The following is a 25530-nucleotide window of genomic DNA, read 5'->3' as shown; positions in this document are numbered from 1 at the left end:
AAAATATATTTGAAAAAATTAGCCAAAAATGATATCAGAAGAAAATTTAAACAACGCAAAAACTTGGTTAACCAACTTCTTTGATGCGGACACAAGAAAAGAGGTTCAAAAACTTATAGATTTAAATTCTGAAGAATTAAACGAAAGTTTCTACAAAAACTTGGAGTTTGGTACTGGAGGAATGCGAGGGACTATGGGGGTTGGAACAAATCGTATTAATAAATATACTCTCGGAAAGAATACGCAAGGACTTAGTAATTATTTAAAAAAGTCGTTTCCAAATGAAGAACTAAAAGTTGTTATAGCTTATGATTGTCGCCATAACAGTGATACATTAGCCAAAGTAGTTGCCGATGTTTTTTCTGCTAACGGAATAAAAGTTTATCTTTTTTCTGAACTCCGTACCACTCCAGAATTATCATTTTCGGTAAGACACTTAGGTTGCCAATGCGGAATTGTTTTAACTGCCTCTCATAATCCCCCAGAATATAATGGTTACAAAGTATACTGGAAGGATGGCGGACAAATAGTTCCACCTGAAGACCATGAAATTATTAAAGAAATTGAAAGCCTATCTTTTGAGACTATTAATTTTAATGCTGACGAAAATAAAATTGAATACATAGACAAAGAAGTAGACGAAGCTTTTATAAACGCCTCTGTTGAAAACGGAAGTTTTGGAGCCAAAGGGAAAGATGATTTCTCTATTGTTTTTACATCACTACACGGAACTTCTATTACTGTGCTTCCTGAGGTTTTAAAACGCGCGGGATACAATAATGTGCATATTGTTGAAGAACAAAGGAAACCCGATGGTAATTTCCCTACCGTAAAATCTCCTAATCCAGAAGAGCCAGAAGCCCTTGCTATGGCCATGAAAAAGGCAGATGAATTAAATGCCGATATGGTTATTGGAACAGATCCAGACAGTGACCGATTAGGAATTGCTGTTAGAGATAACGATGGAAAAATGGTGCTTCTAAACGGAAACCAAACGATGGTTTTAATGACTCGCTTCCTTCTTGATAAATGGAAAAAAACCAATCGTATCAACGGTAACCAATACATTGCTTCTACAATTGTTTCTACTCCAATGATGAGTGCTTTAGCAAAAGGCTATCAAGTAGATTACAAAGAAGCATTAACAGGTTTTAAATGGATTGCCAAAATGATAAAAGACTTCCCTATGCAAGAATTTATTGGCGGTGGTGAAGAAAGTTTTGGATTTATGGTAGGAGATTTTGTGAGAGATAAAGATGCTGTTACCTCTTCCCTACTTGCGTGCGAAATTGCGGCAGATGCAAAAGCAAAAGGGAGTTCGTTCTATAAAGATTTATTAAAGTGTTATGAAGAGTTTGGTCTTTATAGAGAAAAATTGATTTCTCTAACCAAAAAAGGAATCTCAGGAGCGGATGAAATCAAACAAATGATGATTGATTTAAGAGAAAATCCTATAAAAGTTATTGATGGATCAAAAGTACTATACGTAGAAGACTATTTAAGTTCTATCCGTCTAAATTTATTAACTGGAGACAAAGAGGAAATAGAAATTCCTTCTTCCAATGTGTTAATCTATTATACGGAAGACGGCACTAAAATTGCTGCTAGACCGAGTGGGACTGAACCAAAAATAAAATTCTATTTCAGCACAAAAGGAACGCTCAAAAATGCTACTGACTATACTGCTGAAGTAAAAAAACTAGATAAAAAAATGGATCGTATTATCAAGGAATTAAAACTGAATTAGGCTTTAGTTAAAAACAGTGTTGATGGCTAGCGCAGCTAAAACCTTTATCCTCAGAATAGCAACCGAAAGCTCTGAGATTAGGAGTGCAGCGACACAGCGTTTCGGTTACGATTTTTAGACCCCGTTGTCGAAAAAATTTATTGGATAAGGCGTCTTTTTCTTTGTTTCGTTTCTTTTGGGCGAGCAAAAGAAATGAAAAGCATGAAGTCACTAGCATTTAGATTGGTATTAGAGCTAACAAATAATCAACGCAATTCTAAACTAGAACCTCGAATTAATCGCTCTAATTTTATCTTAATAATTATAACATCTCATAAGCCTGCCTCTAAAAAAGGCAGGCTTAATTTCATAATTAAGTGTACCTTTGTACCCTGTTATATTACCATATAAAGTTTGAAAATACCTTATAGGTTTCTCTTAAAAATATTAAATGAATTACTTCAAAAAAATAATCCGTTTTGCTAAGCCCTACAAAAAATTTGCTTATCTAAACATCTTTTTTAATATCCTCTACGCCCTTTTTAGCACCTTATCCTTTGTGGCGTTAATTCCTGTGCTTCAAGTTATTTTTGGAGATAATAAACTAATCACAAAAAAGCCAGTATTTAAAGGAATTACACATATAAAAGATTTTGCACAAGATTCTCTTAACTATTTTTTGTCAGATTTAATTAATGAAAAAGGAAGCTTTTATGCGCTTATGGTTATGGTTTCTGTAATTATAACCTTGTTTTTACTAAAAAACCTCTCCAATTATATGGCGATGTTTTACATTACTTTTTTAAGAAATGGCGTTTTAAAAGATATTAGAACCAATATGTACAACAAAATAGTCTCTTTACCACTTTCTTTTTATTCTGAAAAGAAAAAAGGTGATACTATTTCTAGAGTAAGTGGAGATGTTGAAGAGGTTAGGAACTCTATACTTTCCGTTTTAGAAATGGTAGTAAGAGAACCATTAACAATATTATTTTCTCTAATTTTCATGTTTTTCTTCAGCATGAAATTAACCCTTTTTGTATTTATTTTTATCCCTATTGCTGGTTTTGTAATTTCTAAAATTGGAAAATCCTTAAAAAGGAAATCTATAAAAGTTCAGCAAGAACAAGGTTTTTTTCTGTCAATTTTAGAAGAAACCATGTCGGGACTTCGGGTTATTAAAGCTTTTACTGCAGAAGACACTTTCAACAAACGCTTTTCAGAATCCAACAATCGTTATTATAAATATTCTAACACGGTATTAAACAGACAAAATCTAGCTTCCCCAATGAGCGAATTACTTGGAATTATTGTAATTGCTATTTTATTGGTTTACGGTGGATATTTAGTTTTTATAGACCAAAGTATGCAAGCAAGCTTTTTCTTAGGATACATTATGCTTGCCTATAATATTTTAACTCCAGCAAAAGCAATCTCAAAAGCTAGTTATAGTCTAAAAAGAGGTAATGGAGCTGCGGAGCGTATTTTAGAGCTTTTGGAAACCGATAACATTATAAAAGATGCTCCAAATGCTATTAATAAAACGAGCTTTGATAAAGAAATAAACATTAAAAATATCTCTTTTAAATATGAAGATGAACTCGTTTTAAAAGAGTTTAATCTAACCATTCCAAAAGGAAATACCGTTGCTTTAGTTGGACAATCTGGTAGCGGAAAAAGTACGATTGCTAATTTAGTAACTCGTTTTTACGATGTTAACAATGGAAGTATTGAAATAGATAATGTTGACATAAAAGATGTTTCTATAAAGAGTTTGCGTAGCTTGATGGGGATTGTTACTCAAGATTCTATTTTGTTTAATGACACAGTAGCAAACAACATCCGTATTGGAAAACCAGATGCTACTAAAGAAGAAATTGAAGCAGCAGCCAAAATTGCTAATGCCTTTGAGTTTATAAAAGAACTCCCAGAAGGTTTTGACACCAATATTGGAGACGCTGGAGGAAAATTAAGTGGCGGACAAAAACAGCGACTTTCTATTGCTCGTGCGGTACTTAAAAATCCGCCAATCATGATTCTCGACGAGGCCACTTCGGCACTGGATACAGAAAGTGAAAAGCTTGTACAAACAGCCTTGGAAAACATGATGAAAAACAGAACTTCTATTGTTATTGCTCACCGTCTTTCCACTATACAGAATGCAGACACTATAGCCGTAATGCAAAAAGGAGTTATTGTAGAACAAGGAACTCATCAAGAATTATTAAACCACAAAGGAGTTTATCAGAAATTAGTAGAAATGCAGTCGTTTGAGTAAAGAAAAAAAAGAAACAAGACCGCTTCGCTGTAAGAGAATAGAACAAAGATTAAAGAAACAAAACCGCTTCGTTTTAAGAGAATAGAACAAAGATTAAAGAAGCAAGACCGCTCGTTTTAAGGGAATGGAACAAAGATTAAATTGTAATTATTACAAGGTTTTTAGTTTATAAAGAAACCTCTTTTAAATTCTACTTTATTCTTGTATTGATAAATAACAATGAGAGGGTCCTTGATATTAATATACTTCAGTATTTATACTCATTTTTTATCGGAGAATAAGTGATGCAGAATCCAAAAAATCAAAAACTTATAAAATCAACTACCTAGAGGCAAGCCTACGAGGGATTCAAAGAAAAATAATTTAATCCATTTCGACATAGAACCCTTCAAGATATTCAGTACAGGCTCTAGGGAATAAAACCCTCAATGAGGGATTTAAGTTTTAAACAAATCCACCTTCAAATTAAACCTTTTTCATAACTTAGAGTCTAAGAGTTAAATAAACGCTATTGCAAGAAGATATTTTAATTAAAAACTTAAAGAATGTTGCCACACAAGAAACAGCATTCAGTGAGCTTGTATCCAATTACAAGGAGCGTTTGTATTGGCATATTCGTAGAATTGTTTTAGACCACGATGACACTGATGATGTATTGCAAAACACTTTTATTAAGGTTTTTCAAAACATTAATTCTTTCAAAGAAGAAAGCGCTGTCTACACTTGGTTATATAGAATTGCAACGAATGAAGCGCTCAGTTTTTTAAAGAAAAAAGCTACTATTTTTAATACTTCAAGTGAAGAATTACAAAGCTTTTTGGTTGAAAATCTAAAAGCTGATGTTTATTTTGATGGAGATGAAATTCAGTTAAAACTACAGCAAGCAATTGCTAGTTTACCAGAAAAACAGCGTTTAGTATTTAACATGAAATATTATGAGGAGATGAAATATGAAGATATCTCTAAAATATTAGACACCTCTGTTGGTGGATTAAAAGCCTCCTACCATCATGCCGTAAAAAAGATTGAAGCATTTTTAAAAGATTAATGGAAAAAGATAAACTACATATGAAAAAGAGTGGATTTAAAGTTCCTGAAAACTATTTTTCAGAGTTCGAAAACCATTTGTCTGATAGCATAACCTCAAAAACTATGCTTCCTAAAGAAAGTGGTTTTAAAGTTCCTGAAAGTTATTTTGACACCTTAGAAACTAGCATTGTATCTAAAGTACTTCCGAAGAAGAAAACGAAAGTTATAAAAATGTCTTGGTTCTATAATGCCGCTGGTATTGCCGCTATTTTTGTTATTGGATTTTTTATTAACAATACCCTTTCAAAACAGAATAATACTGAGATAAACAGAATAGCAGTATCAGAAATTGACGCATATATTGACGAGGGTTATTTTTCCTTAAATACATTCGAAATTACGGAAGCTTTTAATGATGTCTCGCTTTCTGAAATTGATATGTCAAGTGCCCTTAATGAGGATGATATTTTTGATTATTTAGAAGAAAATATGAATACCTATGGAGGAACTATTACAGAAAATAAATAATTTTTTTTACACAAAAAAGCAATGAAAAAATACATCCTTCTTATACTACTATGCCTTTTTGCATTTAAATCTAATGCACAAAAAGGCAGTAAAAAAGACCATATAAAATCGCTTAAAATAGCATTCTTAACCGATAATTTAGAACTTTCTTCTCAGGAAGCCGAAAAGTTTTGGCCTATCTACAATGCTTATTTTGAAGAAATGCATAAAGTTAAATACTTAGAATATAAAAAGATTAAGCATCAATTAAAAGAAGAAGGTTTTGAAAATCTTTCCGAAGAGGAAGCTAAAGTTCTATTGAAAAAATTAGAAGAAATCGAGAAAAACGAGTTCGAACTTAATAAAAAGTTTGTTGCTAATTTAGAAACTGTACTTTCAGCAAAAAAAATCATCCTCCTAAAAAAATTAGAAGACGACTTTAACAGAAAACTTTTAGATCGTTTAAGAAAAGAATACCATCGTAATAAAGAGTAAAAATAAAACGCTACTTATTTAAACCTCAACTTTGCTATTCTATTTTTACCTGCGGCATACGCAGTACTGTCGTCTATAAAACGGATGGTATAAAAAGCTTCATCAGAGAGTTGCTGCCAAGTTTGTCCAGCATCATTAGAGAAAGAAACTCCATTAAACCCTACTGTTACAAGCTCTTTTGCTTCTCTCCCTGGAAGATACTGTACGCAAGAACGGTAATCTGGATTTTGCCCTTCTGCAACTAAATTCCATGTCTTACCTCCATCTGTAGTAACCGCTTTATTTGCTTTATTTTCATCTGGCTTGGTATAATCTCCTCCAATAATAAAACCTTTCATTTCATCATAAAAATCGACTGAATATATTCCTTGAGTAGCTTCTCCTTGCACTATTGGCGTATCAAAAACTTGCCATGTTTTTGCTTTGTCTGGAGAATAAAAAATTCGTGCTTTTTTACCTCCAGTAGCTATCCAAGTATGATTATCAACAATAGAAATATTAGTATTACTAGCCGCAAAAGCTGCTTCTCCTTCTACACCTTCTGGCAAAACATTACAGTTTAATTTATTCCATGTTTTTCCACCATCTCGAGTTACAATAACCGACAAACACCCGTCGGTTGGGTCGCCCATAGCAATGCCTTCATCATCATTCCAAAACTGCATTGAATCATAAAAAGCAGCTTTATGATTCTCTCTATAAACAACCTCCATTTTACCTGTGTCGCCCGTTTTAAAAAGTAAAGCTGGACTACCAACACTCATCATATAAAAATCCGTATTAGTTGTCGCTACTGCTCTAAACTCAAGTTTTAATGAATCTAATTTCATTTTTTGAGTTACCATACTCCCTTCCGAAGCATTATAAATTCCAAAAGTATTATTAGAACCCGCAAATCCTAAATTTCCTTGCATAAGAGTAATTGCACGGATACTTACCGAATCCGAATAAATCTCTTCCACTTCCACTTTAGTATAGTTATGAGGTGTAAACTGTTCCTTTCCGCAGGAAACTATCAGCAATAAACAAACAATAAATATTTTCTTCAAAACAATATATTTTGCTCTAAAAATAAGTTTTATCCCTTACAAAGCAATACCTTTGCAAATAATTATTTTTAGACTCAAATTTTGTAACTATTTTTATTTGTAAACACCTTGAGTTTTTTAAATAACTATTTCGAGAGTTGTCCATACTAAGCTATATGTACAACCCCTCGAGTTATACAAACAAAAAATATTATATTTCGATGCAAAGCCTTTAGTACAACTCAAGGTCAACTTCGAAGAATTACTCTTTATAGAGATTAAAAAAAGTACTAGAATCATTGCTAAGAAATACCTTAAATGATTCTTTTTTATAAAATAGAATTTTATGCGTCTTCACAGAAATCTTGTATTTGCCGTAATCGATGGGCTTCATCTTATCTTTAATGAAAATAAATATGCCGATAAAGTTGTTGAACAACTTCTTAAACGCGATAAAAGATGGGGATCTCGAGATAGAGGTTTTGTTGCTGAAACAACTTATGATATTGTTCGTTGGAAAAGATTATACGCTGAAATTGCTGAAGTAAAAGAACCCTTTACTAGAGAGAATTTATGGCGAATTTTTGCTGTTTGGGCTACACTTAAAGGTATTAAACTTCCAGATTGGAAACAATTAGAGGGAACTCCTTCTAGAAAAATAAAAGGTCGATTTGATGAATTTTCTAAAACTCGAAAATACCGTGAATCCATTCCAGATTGGTTAGATAATGTAGGGGAAAAAGAGTTAGGAAATGATGTTTGGACAAAAGAATTACATGCCTTAAATGAGCAAGCAGATGTAATTATTAGAGTAAATACCTTAAAAACTACCAAAATTGCTTTACAAGATTTGTTAATGGATGAAGGGATAGAAACTTTACCCCTTAAGGACTACCCTGATGCATTGCAATTAAAAGAGCGCGGAAACATTTTTAGAACTGAAGCTTTTAAAAATGGATTCTTTGAAGTACAAGATGCCTCTTCTCAATTGGTTGCCGATTTTCTAGATGTTCAACCAGGAATGCGAGTTGCAGATACTTGTGCTGGAGCTGGAGGAAAATCGTTACACTTGGCTTCAAAAATGGATAATAAAGGTCAGGTTATAGCTTTAGACATCTATGGAAATAAATTAAAAGAGTTAAAAAGAAGAGCTAAAAGAAATGGAGCTCATAATATAGAAACTCGCGAAATAGACTCTACTAAAGTTATTAAAAAACTCCATGATAAAATGGATCGTGTGCTTATAGATGCTCCTTGTAGCGGTCTTGGAGTTTTACGTAGAAATCCAGATGCTAAATGGAAGTTACAGCCTGAGTTTATTGAAAATATAAAAAGTACACAGCAACAGATTTTAAACGATTACTCTAAAATGGTAAAATCAGGAGGAAAATTAGTCTATGCTACCTGTTCAATTCTTCCATCAGAAAATCAAAACCAAGTAGCTAGCTTTTTAAAGTCTGAAAATGGAAAAGATTTCAAGCTTGTAAAAGATAAAAAAGTATTAGCCTCTGAAAGTGGATTTGACGGTTTCTATATGGCACTTTTAGAGAAAAAATAGACTAATTGTTGACAGTGTTCAGTGTTCAGTGTTCAGTGTTCAGTGTTCAGTGTTCAGTGTTCAGTAAAGTAATTTTTCCTTAAACCCTGTAACAACATAACTCTTTAACTTTAAAAACTTTTAACATTCTTCTTTTTATGCTCAAAAAGTTTTCAATTCTATTCCTTATAATTTCAGCATTTGGTTGCAAGCAAAATTCGCTTAAAACAGCAGAAGTAGTTTTGGTTAATCCAAACCAAGATTCTACTTTGCTTTCTATTCCGAAGGAATTAAAAAACTATTATAAAGACATAGATTTTAGCTTAAGAAGTATTGAGTTGTATGAAGCTTTAGCTACCACAACAATTGCAAAGCACACCAATATATTAACCTATAGAGAACGCCATAATTTTTTGTACGACATTGACGCCAGCCCTACAAACAATAAAAATGTAGTTTTAATATATTCTGGAGAAGAACGGTATTGGAAAGAATATGTTTCAGGAAAAAATCCATATAAAAAACAGACTTTTAATACCGAACATGTATATCCACAATCGCTAATTGAAAATACCGCTAAAGGCGATTTACATCATTTAAGAGTTTGCGACCAAACCGTGAATACTCGTAGAAGTAACAATAAATTTATTGACGGTAGCGGGAGCTACAAACTAGAATATAAAAGTTGGTTTCCTGGAGATGAATGGAAAGGAGATGTGGCAAGAATGATTTTGTATTTAAACCTCCGCTATAACGAATCTATAAAAGACGTTGGAAGTATTGAACTCTTTCTAAAATGGAATGCAGAAGACCCTGTTTCAACTTTTGAAATCGATAGAAATAATAAAATTGAAAAAATTCAAGGTAACAGGAATCCTTTTATAGACAATCCTTTTCTAGCTACTTTAGTGTGGGGCGGACCTCAGGCAGCTAATAATTGGTAATCTATTTAATAGGAATCCAAATTTCTTCTTCTGAAGACGGATCATCATTCTTATATTTTTCTCCCATTACTGCAAAGTGAGGTCTATTATCCAAAGAGTTTCCCGATAAAGAAAGCCATTCTCCATAAATATATTGATAGAGTTTAAATGCTTCGGAAGATTTTCCTTTATAATTAAACACCGCATATTTCCCTTCAGGAACACGTAATTGTTTAATATCTGCTGGAAGTTCATCAAAACTCCCTACCGCTACGGCTGCCCATTTTTCAAAAGATTTTTGAGGCACAAATTCATTAAAATAATCTGTTGGATAAACTTCTACTGAAAATAAATCTTCAGAAATTATATTTTTAATTTTCTTAAGTTCAGGCATAAAACCCTTCCACAACAGTGCTGTTTTATTTTCAAGGATTGACATTGACAGTGATTTTCCTACCAAAAAATATTCTTCTAAAACTTCAACTCTATATTCCATAATAAAAATGTATCTCTCAAAGATAAATAGGTTCCTTATATTTGAAAAAGACATTAACCAAAATTTATAAAAATGAAAAATATTCTCCTTTTAGTTTGCATCCTTTCAGGAATTAATAGCTATGCTCAACAAACGGCAGTTGAATTTGCCAATTTCGAAAAATATGCTGCTGAAAACAAAGCATTACTAGCCCCGGACGCTACCGAAAATCTGGTTGTTTTTATGGGAAATTCTATTACAGAAGGATGGAAAAATATGCATCCCGATTTTTTTGAAAACAATCCGTATATCGACAGAGGGATTAGCGGACAAACAACTTCTCAGATGTTGTTAAGATTCCGTCGAGATGTTATAGACCTCAAACCAAAAGCTGTTACATTTTTAGCAGGAATCAATGATATTGCCGAAAACACAGGCCCAATTGAGCTTGAAGATGTTTATGGTAATATAATTTCGATGGTAGAACTTGCACAGGCAAACAATATTATTCCTATAATTTGCTCAACACTTCCTGCCAATCATTTTCCGTGGAGAGAACATATCAATCCAACTGAAAAAGTTATTGAACTTAACAAAATGCTAAAAGCCTACGCCAACCAGAATTCTATTATTTATGTTGATTATTACACTGCTATGGTCGACGATAAAAAAGGACTCAGTGAGGAATTAGCTTCGGATGGGGTTCACCCAACATCTAAAGGCTATGATATTATGGAACCAATGGTGCAAGAAGGTATTAAAAAAGCTTTAAAATAACCACTTTACACATAAAGTTGAAGAAACCTTTAGCAAATTATAAAGTATGTTTACCACAGATTCACAAATATATCTTTTCCCATAGAAGGGATGCTAAATATCTGTGAATTTGTGGACAATATTTATAGCGCATAAAGAACATTTTGATGTAAACTCTTAACAAACTCAAAAGAATACTTATATAAATTAAGCACACAAAAAGAGAATATAAAATTGCTTTTTATATTTTGTCTCCCTCCCAATAATAAATGCTTCATTATTACGATAAAAAATAAGAAGTAATTTCTTAAATTTGCGCTTTAATTCAAACAGACGTCTGTAATCATTAAGACACAAACACAACAAAGTATGATCCTTTTCTTCGGAAACCCAGAAATCAAGGTATTTGCCGTTCAAACAAACAGCAAAATTTCACAAGAAAATATAACTAAATTATCATGGTTATTTGGCGATCAGCCACAAATCGAAGCGGCGTCTGTAGACGCTTTTTTTATTGGTCCGCGTGCAGCAATGATTACTCCATGGAGTACAAATGCTGTTGAGATTACACAGAATATGTGCATTGAGGGGATTATACGAATTGAAGAATTTCATGCCTGTTCGAGTGATACGGTAGATTTTGACCCGATGCTCTCACAAAAATACAATAGCCTAGATCAACATATTTTCGATATCAATATTGAGCCGGAAGCTATTAAGGAAATTAATGACGTTGCTTTGTTTAACCAACAAGAAGGTTTGGCTTTAAATGATGAAGAAATAGATTATTTAAATGAACTTTCTGAAAAACTAGGAAGAAAATTAACCGATTCTGAAGTTTTTGGATTCTCTCAAGTAAATTCAGAACATTGTCGTCATAAAATTTTCAATGGAACTTTTGTGATTGATGGAGAAGAAAAGCCGACTTCATTATTTAAAATGATTAGAAAAACTTCCGAAGAAAATCCTAACGGAATTGTTTCTGCCTATAAAGATAATGTTGCTTTTGTAAAAGGCCCAAAAGCAGTTCAATTTGCTCCTAAGACTGCCGATCAACCTGATTTTTATCAAGAAAAAGAATTCAATGCTGTTTTATCTCTTAAAGCAGAAACACATAACTTCCCTACTACAGTAGAGCCATTTAATGGTGCTGCTACAGGGGCTGGAGGAGAAATTCGCGACCGTCTAGCTGGTGGGAGAGGCTCTTTACCTTTAGCAGGAACTGCGGTTTATATGACTTCTTATTCCCGCTTAGAAGAAAATAGACCATGGGAAAAAGCTATGGAAGAACGTAATTGGCTTTACCAAACCCCTATCGATATATTGATTAAGGCTTCTAATGGAGCTTCCGATTTTGGAAATAAATTTGGACAACCGCTAATTGCTGGTTCGGTACTTACTTTTGAACATGAAGAAGAAGCTCGTAAACTTGGGTTTGATAAAGTAATAATGCTTGCTGGAGGTATTGGTTACGGCAAAGAAGAGCAAGCTTTAAAAGCAACTCCAAAAGCAAGCGATAAAATTGTTGTTCTTGGAGGAGAAAATTATAGAATTGGGATGGGAGGAGCTGCGGTTTCTTCTGCCGATACTGGTGAGTTTAGCAGCGGTATTGAATTAAATGCAGTACAACGTTCCAATCCAGAGATGCAAAAGCGTGTTGCAAATGCAGTTCGTGGAATGGTTGAAAGTGATGAAAACGAAATTGTTTCCATCCACGATCATGGCGCTGGTGGGCACCTAAATTGTCTTTCTGAGCTTGTTGAAGATACTGGAGGAAAAATTGACCTTGATAAATTACCTGTTGGAGATCCTACACTTTCTGCAAAAGAGATTATCGGTAATGAAAGTCAGGAAAGAATGGGGCTTGTTATTGCTAAAGAACATACCGAAAAACTTAGAAGAATTGCAGAGCGAGAGCGTTCTCCAATGTATGAAGTGGGAGAGGTAACTGGCGATGATGTTTTCTGTTTTGAATCGGCTACCAAAGGAGATAAACCAATGGATTTGGCTTTAGAAGATATGTTTGGAAGTTCTCCAAAAACTATCATGACCGATAAAACCATAAAAAGAAATTATAAAGATGCTTCTTATAGCATTGAAAATATACAATCCTATTTAGAGCAGGTGCTCCAACTGGAAGCTGTGGCTTGTAAAGATTGGCTTACAAATAAAGTCGACCGTTGTGTAGGTGGACGTGTTGCAAAACAACAATGTGCTGGTCCTTTACAATTACCTCTTAACAATTGTGGGGTTATGGCACTCGATTTTAAAGGAAAAGAAGGCTTGGCAACTTCTATTGGGCACTCCCCTATTTCTGCGCTTATCGACCCTGTTGCTGGAAGTAAAAATTCTATTGCAGAATCGCTTACTAACATTGTATGGGCTCCTTTAGAAGAAGGTTTAAAATCGGTTTCTTTGTCTGCTAACTGGATGTGGCCTTGTAAAAATGAAGGGGAAGATGCTCGTTTGTATGAAGCTGTACAAGGATGCTCGGAATTTGCTATTGAATTAGGAATTAATATCCCTACAGGAAAAGATTCGCTTTCAATGAAGCAAAAATACCCTAATGAAGAAGTTATTTCTCCAGGAACTGTAATTATTTCTGCTGGAGCACATTGTAGTGATATTACAAAAGTAGTTGAGCCTGTTTTACAGAAAAATGGAGGAAGTATTTATTACATCAACCTTTCTAATGACAACTTAAAATTAGGAGGTTCTTCTTTCGGACAAATACTAAACAGCGTTGGAAATGATGTTCCAACTATTAAAAGTGCTGAAAATTTAAAAACAGCTTTCAATACAATTCAGGCATTAATAAAAGAAAATCAAATTCTTGCAGGACATGATGTTGCTAGTGGTGGATTTATAACTACCCTATTAGAAATGTGTTTTGCTGATATTAATTTGGGAGCACAACTAGATTTGTCTGCTATTGGGGAAAAAGATTCTATAAAATTATTGTTTAATGAAAATGCTGGTATTGTTTTCCAAGCGAAAGAAAATACTGTTGTTGAAGAAACCCTTGCTAAAGCTGGAATTGCTTTCCATAAAATAGGAGCTCCACTAGAAGGCGATCGTTTACAAATAATAAATAACAATGATAGTTTTTCTTTTAGCGTGAGTCAGTTAAGAGATGTTTGGTATAAAACTTCTTTCTTATTAGATCAAAAACAAACACAAAATAACGTTGCAGAGGCACGTTATAACAACTATAAAAATCAGCCATTAATCTATAAATTTCCTAAACAGTTTACAGGGAAACTACCTGAGGTTAGTGGAAAACGACCAAAAGCTGCTATTATTAGAGAGAAAGGAAGTAACTCTGAGCGAGAAATGGCAAATGCTATGTATTTAGCAGGTTTTGATGTTAAAGACGTGCATATGACCGATTTAATATCGGGGCGTGAAACGCTAGAAGATATTCAGTTTATTGGCGCCGTTGGAGGTTTCTCTAATTCAGATGTTTTAGGTTCTGGCAAAGGTTGGGCTGGAGCATTTTTATACAACGACAAAGCAAAACAAACGCTAGAGAATTTCTTTAAAAGAGAAGATACACTTTCTATCGGAATCTGTAATGGTTGTCAGCTTTTTGTTGAATTAGGATTAATTAATCCTAACCATACTCAAAAACCGAAAATGCTTCATAACGAAAGTGGTAAACACGAGAGCATTTTTACTTCCGTAGAAATTCAGAAAAATAATTCAATCATGCTTTCTACTTTAGAAGGAAGTAAATTAGGAATTTGGGTTTCTCATGGTGAAGGTAAATTTAGCTTCCCTCTAGAAGAAAACAATTACAATATAGTTGCTAAATACGGTTATGAAGGCTATCCATCAAATCCAAATGGATCGGATTTCAACACGGCTATGTTAGTTTCAGATGATGGTAGACATTTGGTTACCATGCCACATTTTGAACGTTCTATTTTTCAATGGAACTGGGCACATTACCCTGAAGGAAGAAAAGATGAAGTTTCTCCATGGTTAGAAGCTTTTATAAATGCTAAAAAATGGCTAGAAAATAAATAATTCTGTTTTAAATCATATATAATTAAGGAGTTGCCAACAATCAACTCCTTTTTTTATGAGTTCTTTTGAAAATAGTCCGCAAATTTCATAATTTGCAATTCAGTAACCAATCTCAGAAAAGTCATATTTTCGACTTTTAAGTGAACAAAAAAAGTGTCCCGATGTATTTCTGTACACTCTATCTCAATAATTTGGGACTCACTTTGTGAGTAATAACATATATAAAGCTATGATGAAAGTAACTCGTTTGTTTGATTTTCCATACTATCAATTGGAAAAATATAATTTAGATATTGCCTTTTCAACAAAATATGGAGACGAATGGGTACATACTTCTTCTCAAGAATATGTTGACAAAGCAAATCAATTCAGCAGAGGTTTATTGCGTTTAGGTATTCAGCCTAATGAAAAAATTGCAGTTATTACACACACAAATAGAACTGAGTGGCATATTGCAGACATTGGAATCTTACAAATAGGAGCCCAAAATGTACCAATTTACCCTACTATTTCAGAAGAAGATTATGAGTATATTTTAAATCATTCTGGAGCTTCTTATTGTTTTGTTTCTGATAATGAGATCTTGGAGAAGCTAAATGCTATCAAGCAGAATGTTCCTACATTAAAAGAGGTATATGCTTTTGGAGACATTCCAAATACTAAGAATTGGGAAGAAATTTTAACCTTAGGAGACGATAAAAGCAATCAAGATGAAGTAGAAGCTCGAAAAAAGGCAGTAACTACAGAAGATTTAGCTACAATTATATATACCTCTGGAACTACAGGGCGACCAAAAGGTGTAATGCTTTCTCACAAAAATATAGTTTCAGATGTTTTAGCAAGTGAAGAACGGGTTCCGTTAGACCCTAGAGATGTTGCTTTGAGCTTCTTACCTATTTGCCATATTTTTGAACGCATGGTTGTGTACCTCTACCAACATTGCGGAATTAAAATATACTTTGCTGAATCTATTGATAAAATGAGTGACAACCTTAAAGAGGTTAAGCCTCATGTTATGACAGTAGTTCCACGACTCCTAGAAAAGGTATATGATAAGATTTACGCAAAAGGAGCAGATTTAACAGGAATTAAGAAGAAATTATTCTTTTGGGCGATAGAATTAGGACATAAATTTGAGCCCTACGGAGCCAATGGTGCATGGTATGAGTTCCAATTAAGTATAGCCAGAAAGCTAATCTTTAGTAAATGGCAAGAAGGTTTAGGTGGGAATTTAAAAGTAATGGTTTCTGGGAGTGCCGCATTACAACCTCGTCTATCTAGAGTGTTTGGAGCAGCTGGAATTCCTGTTATGGAAGGTTACGGATTAACAGAAACCTCTCCTGTTATTTCTGTAAATGACCAGAAAAATAGAGGATGGAAAATAGGGACTGTAGGAAAGATGCTTCCAGGGGTAGAAGTTAAAATTGCAGAAGACGGAGAAATTATTTGTAAAGGGCCTAATGTTATGATGGGGTATTACAATGACGAAGAAAAAACAAATGAAGCCATGGAAGGTGGCTATTTCCATACTGGAGATATTGGAGAAATTGATGAGGACGGTTTCTTAAAAATTACCGACCGTAAAAAGGAAATGTTTAAAACTTCTGGAGGTAAATATGTTGCGCCTCAATTAATTGAAAACCTAATGAAACAATCACGATTTATAGAACAGATTATGGTGATTGGAGAGGGAGAAAAAATGCCAGCAGCTTTTATCCAACCAAATTTTGAATTTGTTGAAGAATGGGCAAAACGACATAACATAGAAGTAAATGGTGACTATAAAAAAATGATAGCCAACCCTGAGGTTATTAAAAGAATACAAGAAGAAGTAGACCACTACAATGAAAAGTTTGGACGTTGGGAACGCATTAAATTGTTTGAACTTACTCCAGATGAATGGAGTGTTGAAGATGGACACCTTACTCCTACACTAAAATTAAAGCGAAGAATTATAAAAGAAAAATATAGCGATTTATACAATAAGATATATGATCATAAATAGATCCCTTCTATACTCAGCAATTGAGTAACAGAATCTTAACATAAATTTTTATTAAACTCTCCTTTTTTGGGGAGTTTTTTTATTACCTTAATATTTTAAACGCCTTCACTTTGTGATTTAACAAATTTTACCTTATTTTACTATGCATGCATAATAAAATATTTGTATATTTGATTTCACCACTACAAGAAAATGAAGGATATAACTATAGATTACGCATTAAGAGCAACTTGGCAAGCTGTTGCTAAAATGTATAATGAAGAAGCTGGAAAAGAAGATAGCACAATGGCTACTGGTTTTACACTTCTAAGCATCGACCCAGAAAAGGGATCTCCCTCTACAGCATTAGGCCCAAAAATGGGAATGGAAGGAACTAGCTTATCTAGAACCCTAAAAAGCATGGAAGAAAAAGGTCTTATCATTAGAAAACCTAATCCAAAAGACGGACGTGGAGTTCTTATATGTCTTACCGATTTTGGAAAAGAAAAAAGAGACTACTCTAAAGAAGTTGTTTTGAAGTTTAACGAAACCATTAGAGACCATGTTACCGATTCGGATTTACAAGGTTTTTATAATGTTATCGATGTAATCAATGAATTTATTTCAGAAAAGAAAATATATAAAGAAAACGTTTCAAAAAAGTAATTTCAATACAGAGAATAAAACATTTATGATTAATTCTATGCACACAGCAGAATGATTAAATAAATGTTCTATCTGATCTTTAAAAGATAATAAATATAAACAGATGAAAAGAATAATCAAAAAAGTTGCAGTTATTGGTTCTGGTATTATGGGAAGTGGGATTGCATGCCACTTTGCAAATATTGGCGCTGAAGTTTTACTGCTTGATATTGTACCAAGAGAATTAAACGACAAAGAAAAAGCAAAAGGTCTTACCCTTCAAGATAAAGCGGTAAGAAACAGAATGGTAAACGATAATCTTACTTCAGCTTTAAAATCGAAGCCCTCTCCTATCTACAACCAGAAATTTGCTAGTAGAATTTCTACAGGTAATTTGGAAGATGATATTTCTAAAATTAAAGATGTAGATTGGATTATTGAGGTTGTTGTGGAAAGATTAGATATTAAAAAAAGTGTTTTTGAGAATATAGAAAAACATAGAACCCCAGGAACACTTATTACTTCTAATACTTCGGGGATTCCAATTCATTTTATGAATGAAGGAAGAAGTAAAGATTTTCAGGAACATTTTGCGGTGACTCACTTTTTTAATCCGCCACGCTATTTAAAACTTTTTGAGGTAGTTCCTGGTCCAGATTGTAAAAAAGAAGTAGTAGACTTTTTAATGATGTATGGCGAGAAATTCCTAGGAAAAACTTCGGTTCTTGCTAAAGATACTCCTGCCTTTATTGGTAATCGTATTGGAATATTCGGAATTCAAAGTTTATTCCATCAAGTAAAAGAACTTGGAATGACGGTAGAAGAAGTGGATAAACTTACAGGGCCTGTTATTGGTCGCCAAAAATCGGCAACTTTTAGAACCGTAGATGTTGTTGGTTTAGATACGCTTGTGCATGTGGCAAATGGAATTTATGAGAATTGCCCAGAAGACGAGGCACACGATCTATTTAAACTTCCAGAATTTATCCAAACTATGATGGATAATAAATGGCTTGGAAGTAAAACTGGTCAAGGTTTTTATAAAAAGGTAAAAGGAGACGATGGTAAAAGTGAAATCCTATCCTTGGATCTCGATACCATGGAATATACCGAAAGTAAAAAAGCAAAATTTGCTACGCTAGAAGAAACTAAGACCGTTGATAAAGTTGCAGATAGATTTCCTATTCTTGTTAACGGAAAAGACAAAGCTGGAGAGTTCTACAGAAAAAACTTCGCTTCGCTGTTTGCTTACGTTCAACATAGAATTCCTGAAATTTCTGATGAACTATACCGAATTGACGATGCCATGAAAGCTGGTTTTGGCTGGCAACACGGGCCATTTGAAATATGGGATGCTATTGGAGTTGAAAAAGGAATTGAATTAATAAAAGCTGAAGGAAAAGAACCTGCAAAATGGGTTACAGAAATGGTAGCTAGCGGAAGTAATTCTTTCTATTCTGTAAAAGACGGAGCTACTTATTATTATGACATTCCTTCTAAAAAACAAGTAAAAAAACCTGGTCAAGATGCCTTTATCATTTTAGATAACATCAGAAAATCTAACGAAGTTTGGAAAAATAGCGGAGTTGTTGTTGAAGATCTAGGAGATGGAATTCTAAATGTAGAATTTCAATCTAAAATGAATACCATTGGAGGCGATGTTCTTGCAGGAATTAATAAAGCAATAGATTTAGCTGAAAAAGATTTCCAAGGCTTAGTTGTTGGAAACCAAGCCGCAAATTTCTCTGTAGGAGCCAATATCGGGATGATTTTTATGATGGCTGTGGAACAAGAATATGATGAGTTAAATATGGCTATTAAAATGTTCCAAGATACCATGATGCGTATGAGATACTCTGGTATTCCAACTATTTCTGCGCCACATGGTATGGCTTTAGGAGGCGGCTGTGAACTTTCGTTACATGCCGATAAAGTGGTAGCGGCAGCAGAAACTTATATGGGACTTGTGGAGTTTGGTGTAGGTGTAATTCCTGGTGGTGGAGGTTCTAAAGAAATGACGCTTAGAGCTTCAGACCTCTTTAGAAAAGATGATGTTGAAACTAATGTGCTTCGTGAGCATTTCTTAACCATAGGAACTGCAAAAGTTTCTACTTCAGCATACGAAGCCTTTGATTTGAATTTACTTCAGAAAGGAAAAGATATTGTGGTTGTAAATAAAGACCGACAAATAGCAGAAGCAAAAAAACACGCCGTTTTAATGGCTGAAGCTGGCTATACACAACCTCCAAAACGCAACGATATTAAAGTGCTAGGAAAACAAGCATTAGGAATGTTCTTAGTTGGAACAGACTCCATGAATGCTGGACATTATATCTCAGAACACGATAAAAAAATAGCAAATAAGCTAGCCTATGTAATGGCAGGTGGCGATTTATCTGAAGCTACCAAAGTATCAGAACAGTACTTACTAGATTTAGAAAGAGAAGCTTTCTTATCGTTATGTACCGAACGTAAAACATTAGAACGTATTCAGCACATGTTAAAAACAGGAAAACCTCTTAGAAATTAATTATGAATTTTGAATTATAAATTTTAAATGACCGCTAAAAAGGAAAATATCATTGCTGAAAAGTCTTTCAAATTTGCTCTAAGCATTATTTCCCTTTTTAATCAACTTACAAAAGAAGAAAATGAGTTTGTTCTTTCAAAACAATTAATAAGATCTGGAACTAGCATTGGAGCTAATATTCAAGAAGCCACAGCGGCACAGTCAAAAAAAGACTTTATTCATAAAATGTCTATAGCATCAAAAGAAGCTAGAGAAACTAAATATTGGTTACGACTTATAAACGAAAGTAATGTCACTAAAATAGATGTTAGCAGTTATTTAATTGAGATAGAGCATATAATTAATATCATTACAAAAATTATTATAACCTCAAATAAAAGCAGTTAACACATTCAAAATTCAACATTTAAAATTCAAAACAAATGAAAACAGCATATATAGTAAAAGCATACAGAACAGCGGTTGGGAAAGCTCCTCGTGGGGTGTTTAGATTTAAAAGACCAGATGAGTTGGCTGCAGAAACCATTCAATTTATGTTGGATGAAATTCCACAACTCGATAAAACCCGTATTGATGATGTTATGGTAGGAAATGCCATGCCAGAAGCAGAACAAGGATTAAATGTAGGGCGACTCATCTCATTAATGGGACTAAAGATTGATGATGTTCCTGGTGTAACCGTTAATAGATATTGTGCATCTGGGATAGAAACTATCGGAATGGCATCGGCTAAAATTCAAGCAGGAATGGCAGATTGTATTATTGCAGGAGGCGCAGAAAGCATGAGTTATATTCCAATGGGAGGTTATAAGCCTGTTCCCGACTATCAAGTTGCTAAAAATGGTAATGAGGATTATTATTGGGGAATGGGATTAACAGCAGAAGCTGTTGCTAATGAATATAATGTCTCTCGAGAAGACCAAGATGAATTTGCATTTAATTCGCACCAAAAAGCATTAAATGCCATTAAAGAAGGGAAATTTAAAGATCAGATTGTTCCCATTACTATAGACGAAACCTATGTAGATGCTAACGGAAAAAAAGCAACTAAATCGTACACCGTAAATACAGATGAGGGACCACGCGCAGATACATCAAAAGAAGTTTTAGGTAAATTAAGACCTGTTTTTGCTGAAGGAGGAAGTGTTACTGCTGGTAATTCCTCACAAATGAGTGATGGAGCTGCTTTTACACTCGTAATGAGTGAAGAAATGGTAAAAGAATTAAACCTTGAGCCTATTGCAAGATTAGTTTCCTACACTGCTGCTGGTGTACCCCCAAGAATTATGGGAATTGGGCCTATTAAAGCTATTCCAAAAGCATTAGATCAAGCAGGTCTAAAACTAGATCAAATAGATTTAATAGAACTAAATGAAGCATTCGCATCACAATCGTTAGCAGTAATCAGAAAACTAGGACTAAATCCAGATATTGTAAACGTAAATGGTGGCGCTATTGCTCTAGGGCATCCACTTGGGTGTACAGGGGCTAAACTTTCTGTTCAGTTATTTGATGAAATGAGACGAAGAAAAAGCAAATATGGTATTGTTACCATGTGTATTGGAACCGGACAAGGAGCCGCTGGGGTTTATGAGTTTTTAAATTAGATTAAAGATATTATGAGACCCTAGAAACAAGACGCTATATGCATAACTTTAAAAAGTTAAGAATTTGGATAGACGCTATGGATTTAGTTAAAGAAAATTATATTCTAACTAAGTCCTTTCCTAACTCAGAAAAATATTCATTAAGTTCACAAATGAATAGAGCTGTTGTCTCTATCCCATCAAATATAGCTGAAGGTACAAGCAAAAATTCAAATAAACATTTTAAAAAATATCTAGAAGACAGCTTAGGCTCTGCTTTTGAATGGGAAACACAATTAATAATAGCGTTTAACCAAGGATATTTGACAAAAGAAAAGCTTGAAATATTAGAAGATAAAATAACACAAATTCAAAAAATGATATCAAAATTTAAATCCAACTTAGATTTTTAAGTCATGGCTCTTTAATCTTGATTCTTAAATCAACACTATGGAAACAAAACACAACATAACAAGAGGCGGTCAGTTTTTAGTAAAAGAAACAAAAGCTGAAGATATTTTTACGCCAGAAGATTTTACTGAAGAACAAAAAATGATGCGCGATTCTGTAATTGAGTTTGTAGATCGTGAGATTTGGCCTAATAAAGAACGTTTTGAAAAGAAAGATTATGCACTTACGGAAGAAGTGATGCGTAAAGCGGGAGAGCTTGGACTTCTAGGAGTTGCAGTACCAGAAGCGTATGATGGACTTGGAATGGGCTTTGTTACTACCATGCTAGTTTGCGATTATATCTCTGGTGCTACAGGATCTGTTGCTACTGCTTTTGGAGCACATACAGGTATTGGAACCATGCCAATTACACTTTATGGAACGGAAGAACAAAAGAAAAAATATGTTCCTAAACTAGCTACTGGAGAATGGTTTGGTGCCTATTGTTTAACAGAACCTGGCGCTGGTTCTGATGCAAATAGCGGAAAAACAAAAGCGGTTCTTTCTGAGGATGGGAAGCATTATTTAATAAGCGGACAAAAAATGTGGATTTCTAATGCCGGTTTTGCCAGTGTTTTTATAGTGTTTGCTCGTATTGAAGACGATAAAAATATTACTGGTTTTATTGTTGAAAATGATCCAAAAAATGGAATTTCTCTTGGAGAAGAAGAGCATAAATTAGGAATCCACTCCTCCTCTACTCGTCAAGTTTTCTTTAATGAAACTAAAGTCCCTGTAGAGAATATGCTTTCTGAAAGGGGCAACGGATTTAAAATAGCAATGAATGCGTTAAATGTAGGGCGTATTAAACTTTCTGCCGCTTGTTTAGACGCACAAAGACGTATTATTACCGAAGCTGTAAAATATGCAAATGAGCGAGTTCAGTTTAAAACTCCAATTTCAAAATTTGGAGCTATAAAATCTAAAGTTGCCGAAATGGCTACTGCTTGCTATGTGGATGAATCGGCTGCCTATCGTGCCGCAAAAGATATTGAAGATAGAATTGCCATCCGTCAAGAAGAAGGAAACTCTCATCAAGAGGCAGAATTAAAAGGAGTAGAAGAATATGCTATTGAATGTTCTATTTTAAAAGTAGCTGTTTCTGAACATTGCCAAAACACTACTGATGAAGGGATTCAAATTTTTGGAGGAATGGGATTCTCTGCTGACACTCCAATGGAAGCGGCTTGGCGAGATGCCCGTATCTCAAGAATCTATGAGGGAACAAACGAAATTAATAGGATGCTTTCTGTAGGAATGCTTATTAAAAAGGCAATGAAAGGGCAAGTAGACCTTTTAGGGCCTGCAACAGCTGTAAAAGATGAGTTAATGGGAATTCCATCATTCGATACGCCAGATTATTCTGTATTATTTTCTGAAGAAAAAGAAATGATTGAAAAGCTTAAAAAAGCCTTTTTAATGGTTGCTGGTTCTGGAGTACAAAAATATGGCCCTGAGTTAGAAGAGCACCAACAACTACTAATGGCAGCTTCTGATATTCTTATCCAAATTTATATGGCAGAATCTGCTATTCTAAGAACCGAGAAAAATGCTAAGCGTTTTGGAGAAGATACTCAGAAAGAGCAAATAGCTATGGCTAAATTAAATCTTTTCCACGCTGTTGAAAAAATACAAACTAAAGGAAAAGAAGCTATTTCTTCTTTTGCTGAAGGAGATGAGCAACGTATGATGCTTATGGGATTAAAACGCTTTACAAAATACGCTAACCTTCCTAATGTTATTGCATTAAGAAATACAATTGCTGACAAAGTTACAGCAGAAAACAAATATTGTTTCTAAAGAGGATACTAAAATCAACAGGTTTTAGGATTTAGTTGTTTATCCAAAAACGCTCCGAAGGCATCGGAGCGTTTTTTTATAATAGATACTTTATTAAAAAACTAACTCATCTTTACTATTCTATTGATTTTACGTTCAAAATAGATCCTTTTACGTAGCATAACGTAATCGTTTAGGTTTTAAACGTATTCTTTTACGTTGGTTACGTATGCGTTTAAACTAGAGACGTATTTTTTTACGTTGCACAACGTAAACGTTTGGGGCTTATACATATTTTTATACGTTAGTTACGTATACGCATGGATTAAGGTTAAAAACGGATGATTATTTAAAATAACGCAGTTGAAAGTTATTATCTTGTCTGGTTTAGCATTTCACTCACGATAAACATTTGAGCAGCTTCTTCACATTTACTTTGAATTTCAGTTCCAATTTTTACACATTGAATCTCAATTAGATCGTCAAAACCTTTGCTATTTTTATACTTTTCCATATTACTTGTATTGAATATTGAATTGCTGCTGTTAGTTTATTTAAATATCCTTTCATCAAATAAAAAATCTTTAATATCTGATATTGTTATTTTCTTAAAATTATTGTGATATGGATTTATCAAATAATTATAATCCCCTTGAACAACAGCTGAAGGCACTTTTAAGACACAAAAATCTAAAGCATCGATAAATTCATCTCCAATTTTCTGAGTACTAATAGCAGGTGGGTGACTATTCCAATATTGGGGAATATCTTTTTGTTCCAATAATTTTATTTGAATATCATCTGGGATATTAATTTCAATCATTACATAGTCGCTTGGTAAGGTAGCTAACGTCAAATGTACCGCAACTTCAGCCATTGCTAATGCTCTACTCTCTGCAAAATAAATAATCTCTGTGCCTTTAGAGTTCCATCTATTTCCATACTTAGCAGCCCCTTTCCCATTTAATTCTGTTCCGTATTTTTTCTTTGATAACCTATAAGCTCTCATTAAACAAAAATTCCATGGTCAATTCTATTCAATTCGGCCATAACTAATTCTTTTCCATAAGAATCTTTTAATAATTCAGCTGGTTTTAAATTCCCTAATGCAAATGAAGGCGTGTTTAACCATAAATAAAATTGTTCAGAAGAATCAAATACCTCCTTACCAAAGTTTGTAACTTCTGCTAATTCTATTATTTTTTCTGTATGTATTGGTTTAAATAGATAATCGGCGTCATTTCGGTGTCTTTGTAAAGTTTTTTTAGACAAATTCAAATATTCAGCCCAATCATCTTCTGAAAAAGGTGTAATATCTTTTATTTTACTGAATAACTCATATGGCATCCCTTTTCTTATAGCCTTAATAATGAGCATTTTATTGTCAAAAAAATCTGAATAAGTTATGTTATCCGTTCTGACTTGAACATCATTAGACTTCTCAATTTTTCTGACATAAACTTTAATAGCTTTATTTACAGCCGTTAACTCTATATTACTTTTTTTTTGTTCTTCAGTAATCATCCTTTAGACATTTGTACTCAAAAATAAGACTTTTGTCTAAGCATTCAAAGTTTATAGACGTATTTCTCTGATTACAGCGAGCGACTAATACTATGGGGAGCTAATTAGTTTAACCCGTTGTGCATTTAGGCAATATTGATTTTTAGGTTATTGATATTTCTGTTGAATTCAAATATGTTTATATATTGAATGACCGTCATAGCCGTAATCTTAGATAATATTCTGTTTTTGAATCCCTCAAAAGATTTA

21 protein-coding genes and 1 pseudogene are annotated in these 25530 nt (G+C 33.7%); 16 read left to right on the top strand and 6 right to left on the bottom strand.

Annotated features, from left to right (window positions below; genetic code table 11):
- Positions 1–28: 28 nt before the first annotated feature.
- The 5 genes from AC13CQ_RS03195 to AC13CQ_RS03175 all read left to right on the top strand — a co-directional run bounded on the left by AC13CQ_RS03195 (position 29) and on the right by AC13CQ_RS03175 (position 6035).
- Entirely contained in the window at positions 29–1747 is a 1719-nt protein-coding gene (locus AC13CQ_RS03195; protein WP_008615976.1) for a phospho-sugar mutase, read from the top strand.
- Between the two features lie 430 nt (positions 1748–2177).
- Positions 2178–4004, top strand: a complete 1827-nt coding sequence (locus AC13CQ_RS03190; RefSeq protein ID WP_008615975.1) for an ABC transporter ATP-binding protein — start codon at positions 2178–2180, stop codon at positions 4002–4004.
- 511 nt (positions 4005–4515) lie between these two features.
- Entirely contained in the window at positions 4516–5052 is a 537-nt protein-coding gene (locus AC13CQ_RS03185) for an RNA polymerase sigma factor (protein ID WP_008615974.1), read from the top strand.
- Positions 5052–5561, top strand: coding sequence for a hypothetical protein (locus tag AC13CQ_RS03180; protein ID WP_008615973.1), 510 nt, complete (start codon positions 5052–5054; stop codon positions 5559–5561). Before AC13CQ_RS03185 ends, AC13CQ_RS03180 begins: the two co-directional genes overlap by 1 nt.
- A gap of 21 nt (positions 5562–5582) precedes the next feature.
- Positions 5583–6035: a hypothetical protein gene (locus AC13CQ_RS03175; protein WP_008615970.1), complete on the top strand. Its 453-nt coding sequence runs from the start codon at positions 5583–5585 to the stop codon at positions 6033–6035.
- 14 nt (positions 6036–6049) lie between these two features.
- Here the strand turns inward: AC13CQ_RS03175 and AC13CQ_RS03170 are convergent, their stop codons facing one another.
- Positions 6050–7084 carry a WD40/YVTN/BNR-like repeat-containing protein gene (locus tag AC13CQ_RS03170; protein ID WP_008615968.1) on the bottom strand — a complete coding sequence of 345 codons (1035 nt, stop codon included), beginning with the start codon at positions 7082–7084 and terminating at the stop codon, positions 6050–6052.
- Positions 7085–7409: 325 nt separating this feature from the next.
- On the opposite strand from AC13CQ_RS03170, the gene AC13CQ_RS03165 reads away from it, so the two are divergent.
- Both AC13CQ_RS03165 and AC13CQ_RS03160 read left to right on the top strand, forming a co-directional pair.
- On the top strand, positions 7410–8621 hold the full coding sequence (locus tag AC13CQ_RS03165) for an RsmB/NOP family class I SAM-dependent RNA methyltransferase (RefSeq protein WP_008615966.1): 1212 nt from the start codon (positions 7410–7412) through the stop codon (positions 8619–8621).
- Between the two features lie 137 nt (positions 8622–8758).
- On the top strand, positions 8759–9544 hold the full coding sequence (locus tag AC13CQ_RS03160) for an endonuclease I family protein (RefSeq protein ID WP_008615965.1): 786 nt from the start codon (positions 8759–8761) through the stop codon (positions 9542–9544).
- 1 nt (position 9545) lies between these two features.
- Here AC13CQ_RS03160 and AC13CQ_RS03155 read toward each other — a convergent pair whose 3' ends face one another.
- On the bottom strand, positions 9546–10019 hold the full coding sequence (locus AC13CQ_RS03155) for a GyrI-like domain-containing protein (RefSeq protein WP_040880275.1): 474 nt from the start codon (positions 10017–10019) through the stop codon (positions 9546–9548).
- A 72-nt stretch (positions 10020–10091) separates the two neighbouring features.
- Here AC13CQ_RS03155 and AC13CQ_RS03150 point away from each other — a divergent pair, with 72 nt between their 5' ends.
- The 9 genes from AC13CQ_RS03150 to AC13CQ_RS03110 all read left to right on the top strand — a co-directional run bounded on the left by AC13CQ_RS03150 (position 10092) and on the right by AC13CQ_RS03110 (position 23778).
- Positions 10092–10775: an SGNH/GDSL hydrolase family protein gene (locus tag AC13CQ_RS03150; protein WP_008615960.1), complete on the top strand. Its 684-nt coding sequence runs from the start codon at positions 10092–10094 to the stop codon at positions 10773–10775.
- 348 nt (positions 10776–11123) lie between these two features.
- Positions 11124–14783 (top strand): phosphoribosylformylglycinamidine synthase, encoded by a 3660-nt coding sequence (gene purL, locus AC13CQ_RS03145; protein ID WP_008615958.1) that lies wholly within the window; start codon positions 11124–11126, stop codon positions 14781–14783.
- 229 nt (positions 14784–15012) lie between these two features.
- Positions 15013–16788, top strand: a complete 1776-nt coding sequence (locus AC13CQ_RS03140) for an AMP-dependent synthetase/ligase (protein ID WP_040880271.1) — start codon at positions 15013–15015, stop codon at positions 16786–16788.
- Between the two features lie 192 nt (positions 16789–16980).
- Positions 16981–17433 carry a MarR family winged helix-turn-helix transcriptional regulator gene (locus AC13CQ_RS03135; RefSeq protein ID WP_008615938.1) on the top strand — a complete coding sequence of 151 codons (453 nt, stop codon included), beginning with the start codon at positions 16981–16983 and terminating at the stop codon, positions 17431–17433.
- A 103-nt stretch (positions 17434–17536) separates the two neighbouring features.
- Positions 17537–19942: a 3-hydroxyacyl-CoA dehydrogenase/enoyl-CoA hydratase family protein gene (locus tag AC13CQ_RS03130; protein WP_008615930.1), complete on the top strand. Its 2406-nt coding sequence runs from the start codon at positions 17537–17539 to the stop codon at positions 19940–19942.
- Between the two features lie 27 nt (positions 19943–19969).
- Positions 19970–20329, top strand: a complete 360-nt coding sequence (locus AC13CQ_RS03125; RefSeq protein ID WP_008615929.1) for a four helix bundle protein — start codon at positions 19970–19972, stop codon at positions 20327–20329.
- A gap of 35 nt (positions 20330–20364) precedes the next feature.
- The gene (locus tag AC13CQ_RS03120; protein WP_008615927.1) at positions 20365–21549 is read left to right on the top strand and encodes an acetyl-CoA C-acyltransferase; all 1185 of its coding nucleotides are present in this window, start codon (positions 20365–20367) and stop codon (positions 21547–21549) included.
- Between the two features lie 38 nt (positions 21550–21587).
- Positions 21588–21941 (top strand): four helix bundle protein, encoded by a 354-nt coding sequence (locus AC13CQ_RS03115; RefSeq protein WP_008615919.1) that lies wholly within the window; start codon positions 21588–21590, stop codon positions 21939–21941.
- A 37-nt stretch (positions 21942–21978) separates the two neighbouring features.
- Positions 21979–23778, top strand: coding sequence for an acyl-CoA dehydrogenase family protein (locus AC13CQ_RS03110; protein ID WP_008615918.1), 1800 nt, complete (start codon positions 21979–21981; stop codon positions 23776–23778).
- Between the two features lie 352 nt (positions 23779–24130).
- On the opposite strand, the gene AC13CQ_RS03105 is transcribed toward AC13CQ_RS03110, so the two are convergent.
- The 4 genes and pseudogenes from AC13CQ_RS03105 to AC13CQ_RS03090 all read right to left on the bottom strand — a co-directional run.
- Positions 24131–24271: a hypothetical protein gene (locus AC13CQ_RS03105; RefSeq protein ID WP_157136794.1), complete on the bottom strand. Its 141-nt coding sequence runs from the start codon at positions 24269–24271 to the stop codon at positions 24131–24133.
- A gap of 36 nt (positions 24272–24307) precedes the next feature.
- Positions 24308–24766 carry an RES family NAD+ phosphorylase gene (locus AC13CQ_RS03100; protein WP_008615917.1) on the bottom strand — a complete coding sequence of 153 codons (459 nt, stop codon included), beginning with the start codon at positions 24764–24766 and terminating at the stop codon, positions 24308–24310.
- On the bottom strand, positions 24766–25281 hold the full coding sequence (gene parS / locus AC13CQ_RS03095; protein WP_008615916.1) for a type II RES/Xre toxin-antitoxin system antitoxin: 516 nt from the start codon (positions 25279–25281) through the stop codon (positions 24766–24768). The genes AC13CQ_RS03100 and parS overlap by 1 nt, the downstream gene beginning before the upstream one ends.
- Positions 25282–25406: 125 nt before the next feature.
- Positions 25407–25530: pseudogene (locus AC13CQ_RS03090) on the bottom strand (IS982 family transposase); the annotation flags it as partial.

It is taken from the genome of Galbibacter sp. L-19 (assembly GCF_056857615.1).
Note: the sequence above shows the minus strand (reverse complement) of the source record. Positions and strands in the feature narration are given on the sequence as shown.

Excerpts from the sequence above, each read along its gene's own strand:
- AC13CQ_RS03110 (WP_008615918.1), top strand. The coding sequence starts at position 21,979 with ATGGAAACAAAACACAACATAACAAGAGGCGGTCAGTTTTTAGTAAAA.
- AC13CQ_RS03105 (WP_157136794.1), bottom strand. The coding sequence starts at position 24,271 with ATGGAAAAGTATAAAAATAGCAAAGGTTTTGACGATCTAATTGAGATT.
- AC13CQ_RS03155 (WP_040880275.1), bottom strand. The coding sequence starts at position 10,019 with ATGGAATATAGAGTTGAAGTTTTAGAAGAATATTTTTTGGTAGGAAAA.
- AC13CQ_RS03150 (WP_008615960.1), top strand. The coding sequence starts at position 10,092 with ATGAAAAATATTCTCCTTTTAGTTTGCATCCTTTCAGGAATTAATAGC.
- AC13CQ_RS03195 (WP_008615976.1), top strand. The coding sequence starts at position 29 with ATGATATCAGAAGAAAATTTAAACAACGCAAAAACTTGGTTAACCAAC.
- purL (WP_008615958.1), top strand. The coding sequence starts at position 11,124 with ATGATCCTTTTCTTCGGAAACCCAGAAATCAAGGTATTTGCCGTTCAA.
- AC13CQ_RS03125 (WP_008615929.1), top strand. The coding sequence starts at position 19,970 with ATGACCGCTAAAAAGGAAAATATCATTGCTGAAAAGTCTTTCAAATTT.
- AC13CQ_RS03160 (WP_008615965.1), top strand. The coding sequence starts at position 8,759 with ATGCTCAAAAAGTTTTCAATTCTATTCCTTATAATTTCAGCATTTGGT.
- AC13CQ_RS03130 (WP_008615930.1), top strand. The coding sequence starts at position 17,537 with ATGAAAAGAATAATCAAAAAAGTTGCAGTTATTGGTTCTGGTATTATG.
- AC13CQ_RS03140 (WP_040880271.1), top strand. The coding sequence starts at position 15,013 with ATGATGAAAGTAACTCGTTTGTTTGATTTTCCATACTATCAATTGGAA.
- parS (WP_008615916.1), bottom strand. The coding sequence starts at position 25,281 with ATGATTACTGAAGAACAAAAAAAAAGTAATATAGAGTTAACGGCTGTA.
- AC13CQ_RS03190 (WP_008615975.1), top strand. The coding sequence starts at position 2,178 with ATGAATTACTTCAAAAAAATAATCCGTTTTGCTAAGCCCTACAAAAAA.
- AC13CQ_RS03115 (WP_008615919.1), top strand. The coding sequence starts at position 21,588 with ATGCATAACTTTAAAAAGTTAAGAATTTGGATAGACGCTATGGATTTA.
- AC13CQ_RS03120 (WP_008615927.1), top strand. The coding sequence starts at position 20,365 with ATGAAAACAGCATATATAGTAAAAGCATACAGAACAGCGGTTGGGAAA.
- AC13CQ_RS03175 (WP_008615970.1), top strand. The coding sequence starts at position 5,583 with ATGAAAAAATACATCCTTCTTATACTACTATGCCTTTTTGCATTTAAA.
- AC13CQ_RS03100 (WP_008615917.1), bottom strand. The coding sequence starts at position 24,766 with ATGAGAGCTTATAGGTTATCAAAGAAAAAATACGGAACAGAATTAAAT.
- AC13CQ_RS03165 (WP_008615966.1), top strand. The coding sequence starts at position 7,410 with ATGCGTCTTCACAGAAATCTTGTATTTGCCGTAATCGATGGGCTTCAT.
- AC13CQ_RS03135 (WP_008615938.1), top strand. The coding sequence starts at position 16,981 with ATGAAGGATATAACTATAGATTACGCATTAAGAGCAACTTGGCAAGCT.
- AC13CQ_RS03180 (WP_008615973.1), top strand. The coding sequence starts at position 5,052 with ATGGAAAAAGATAAACTACATATGAAAAAGAGTGGATTTAAAGTTCCT.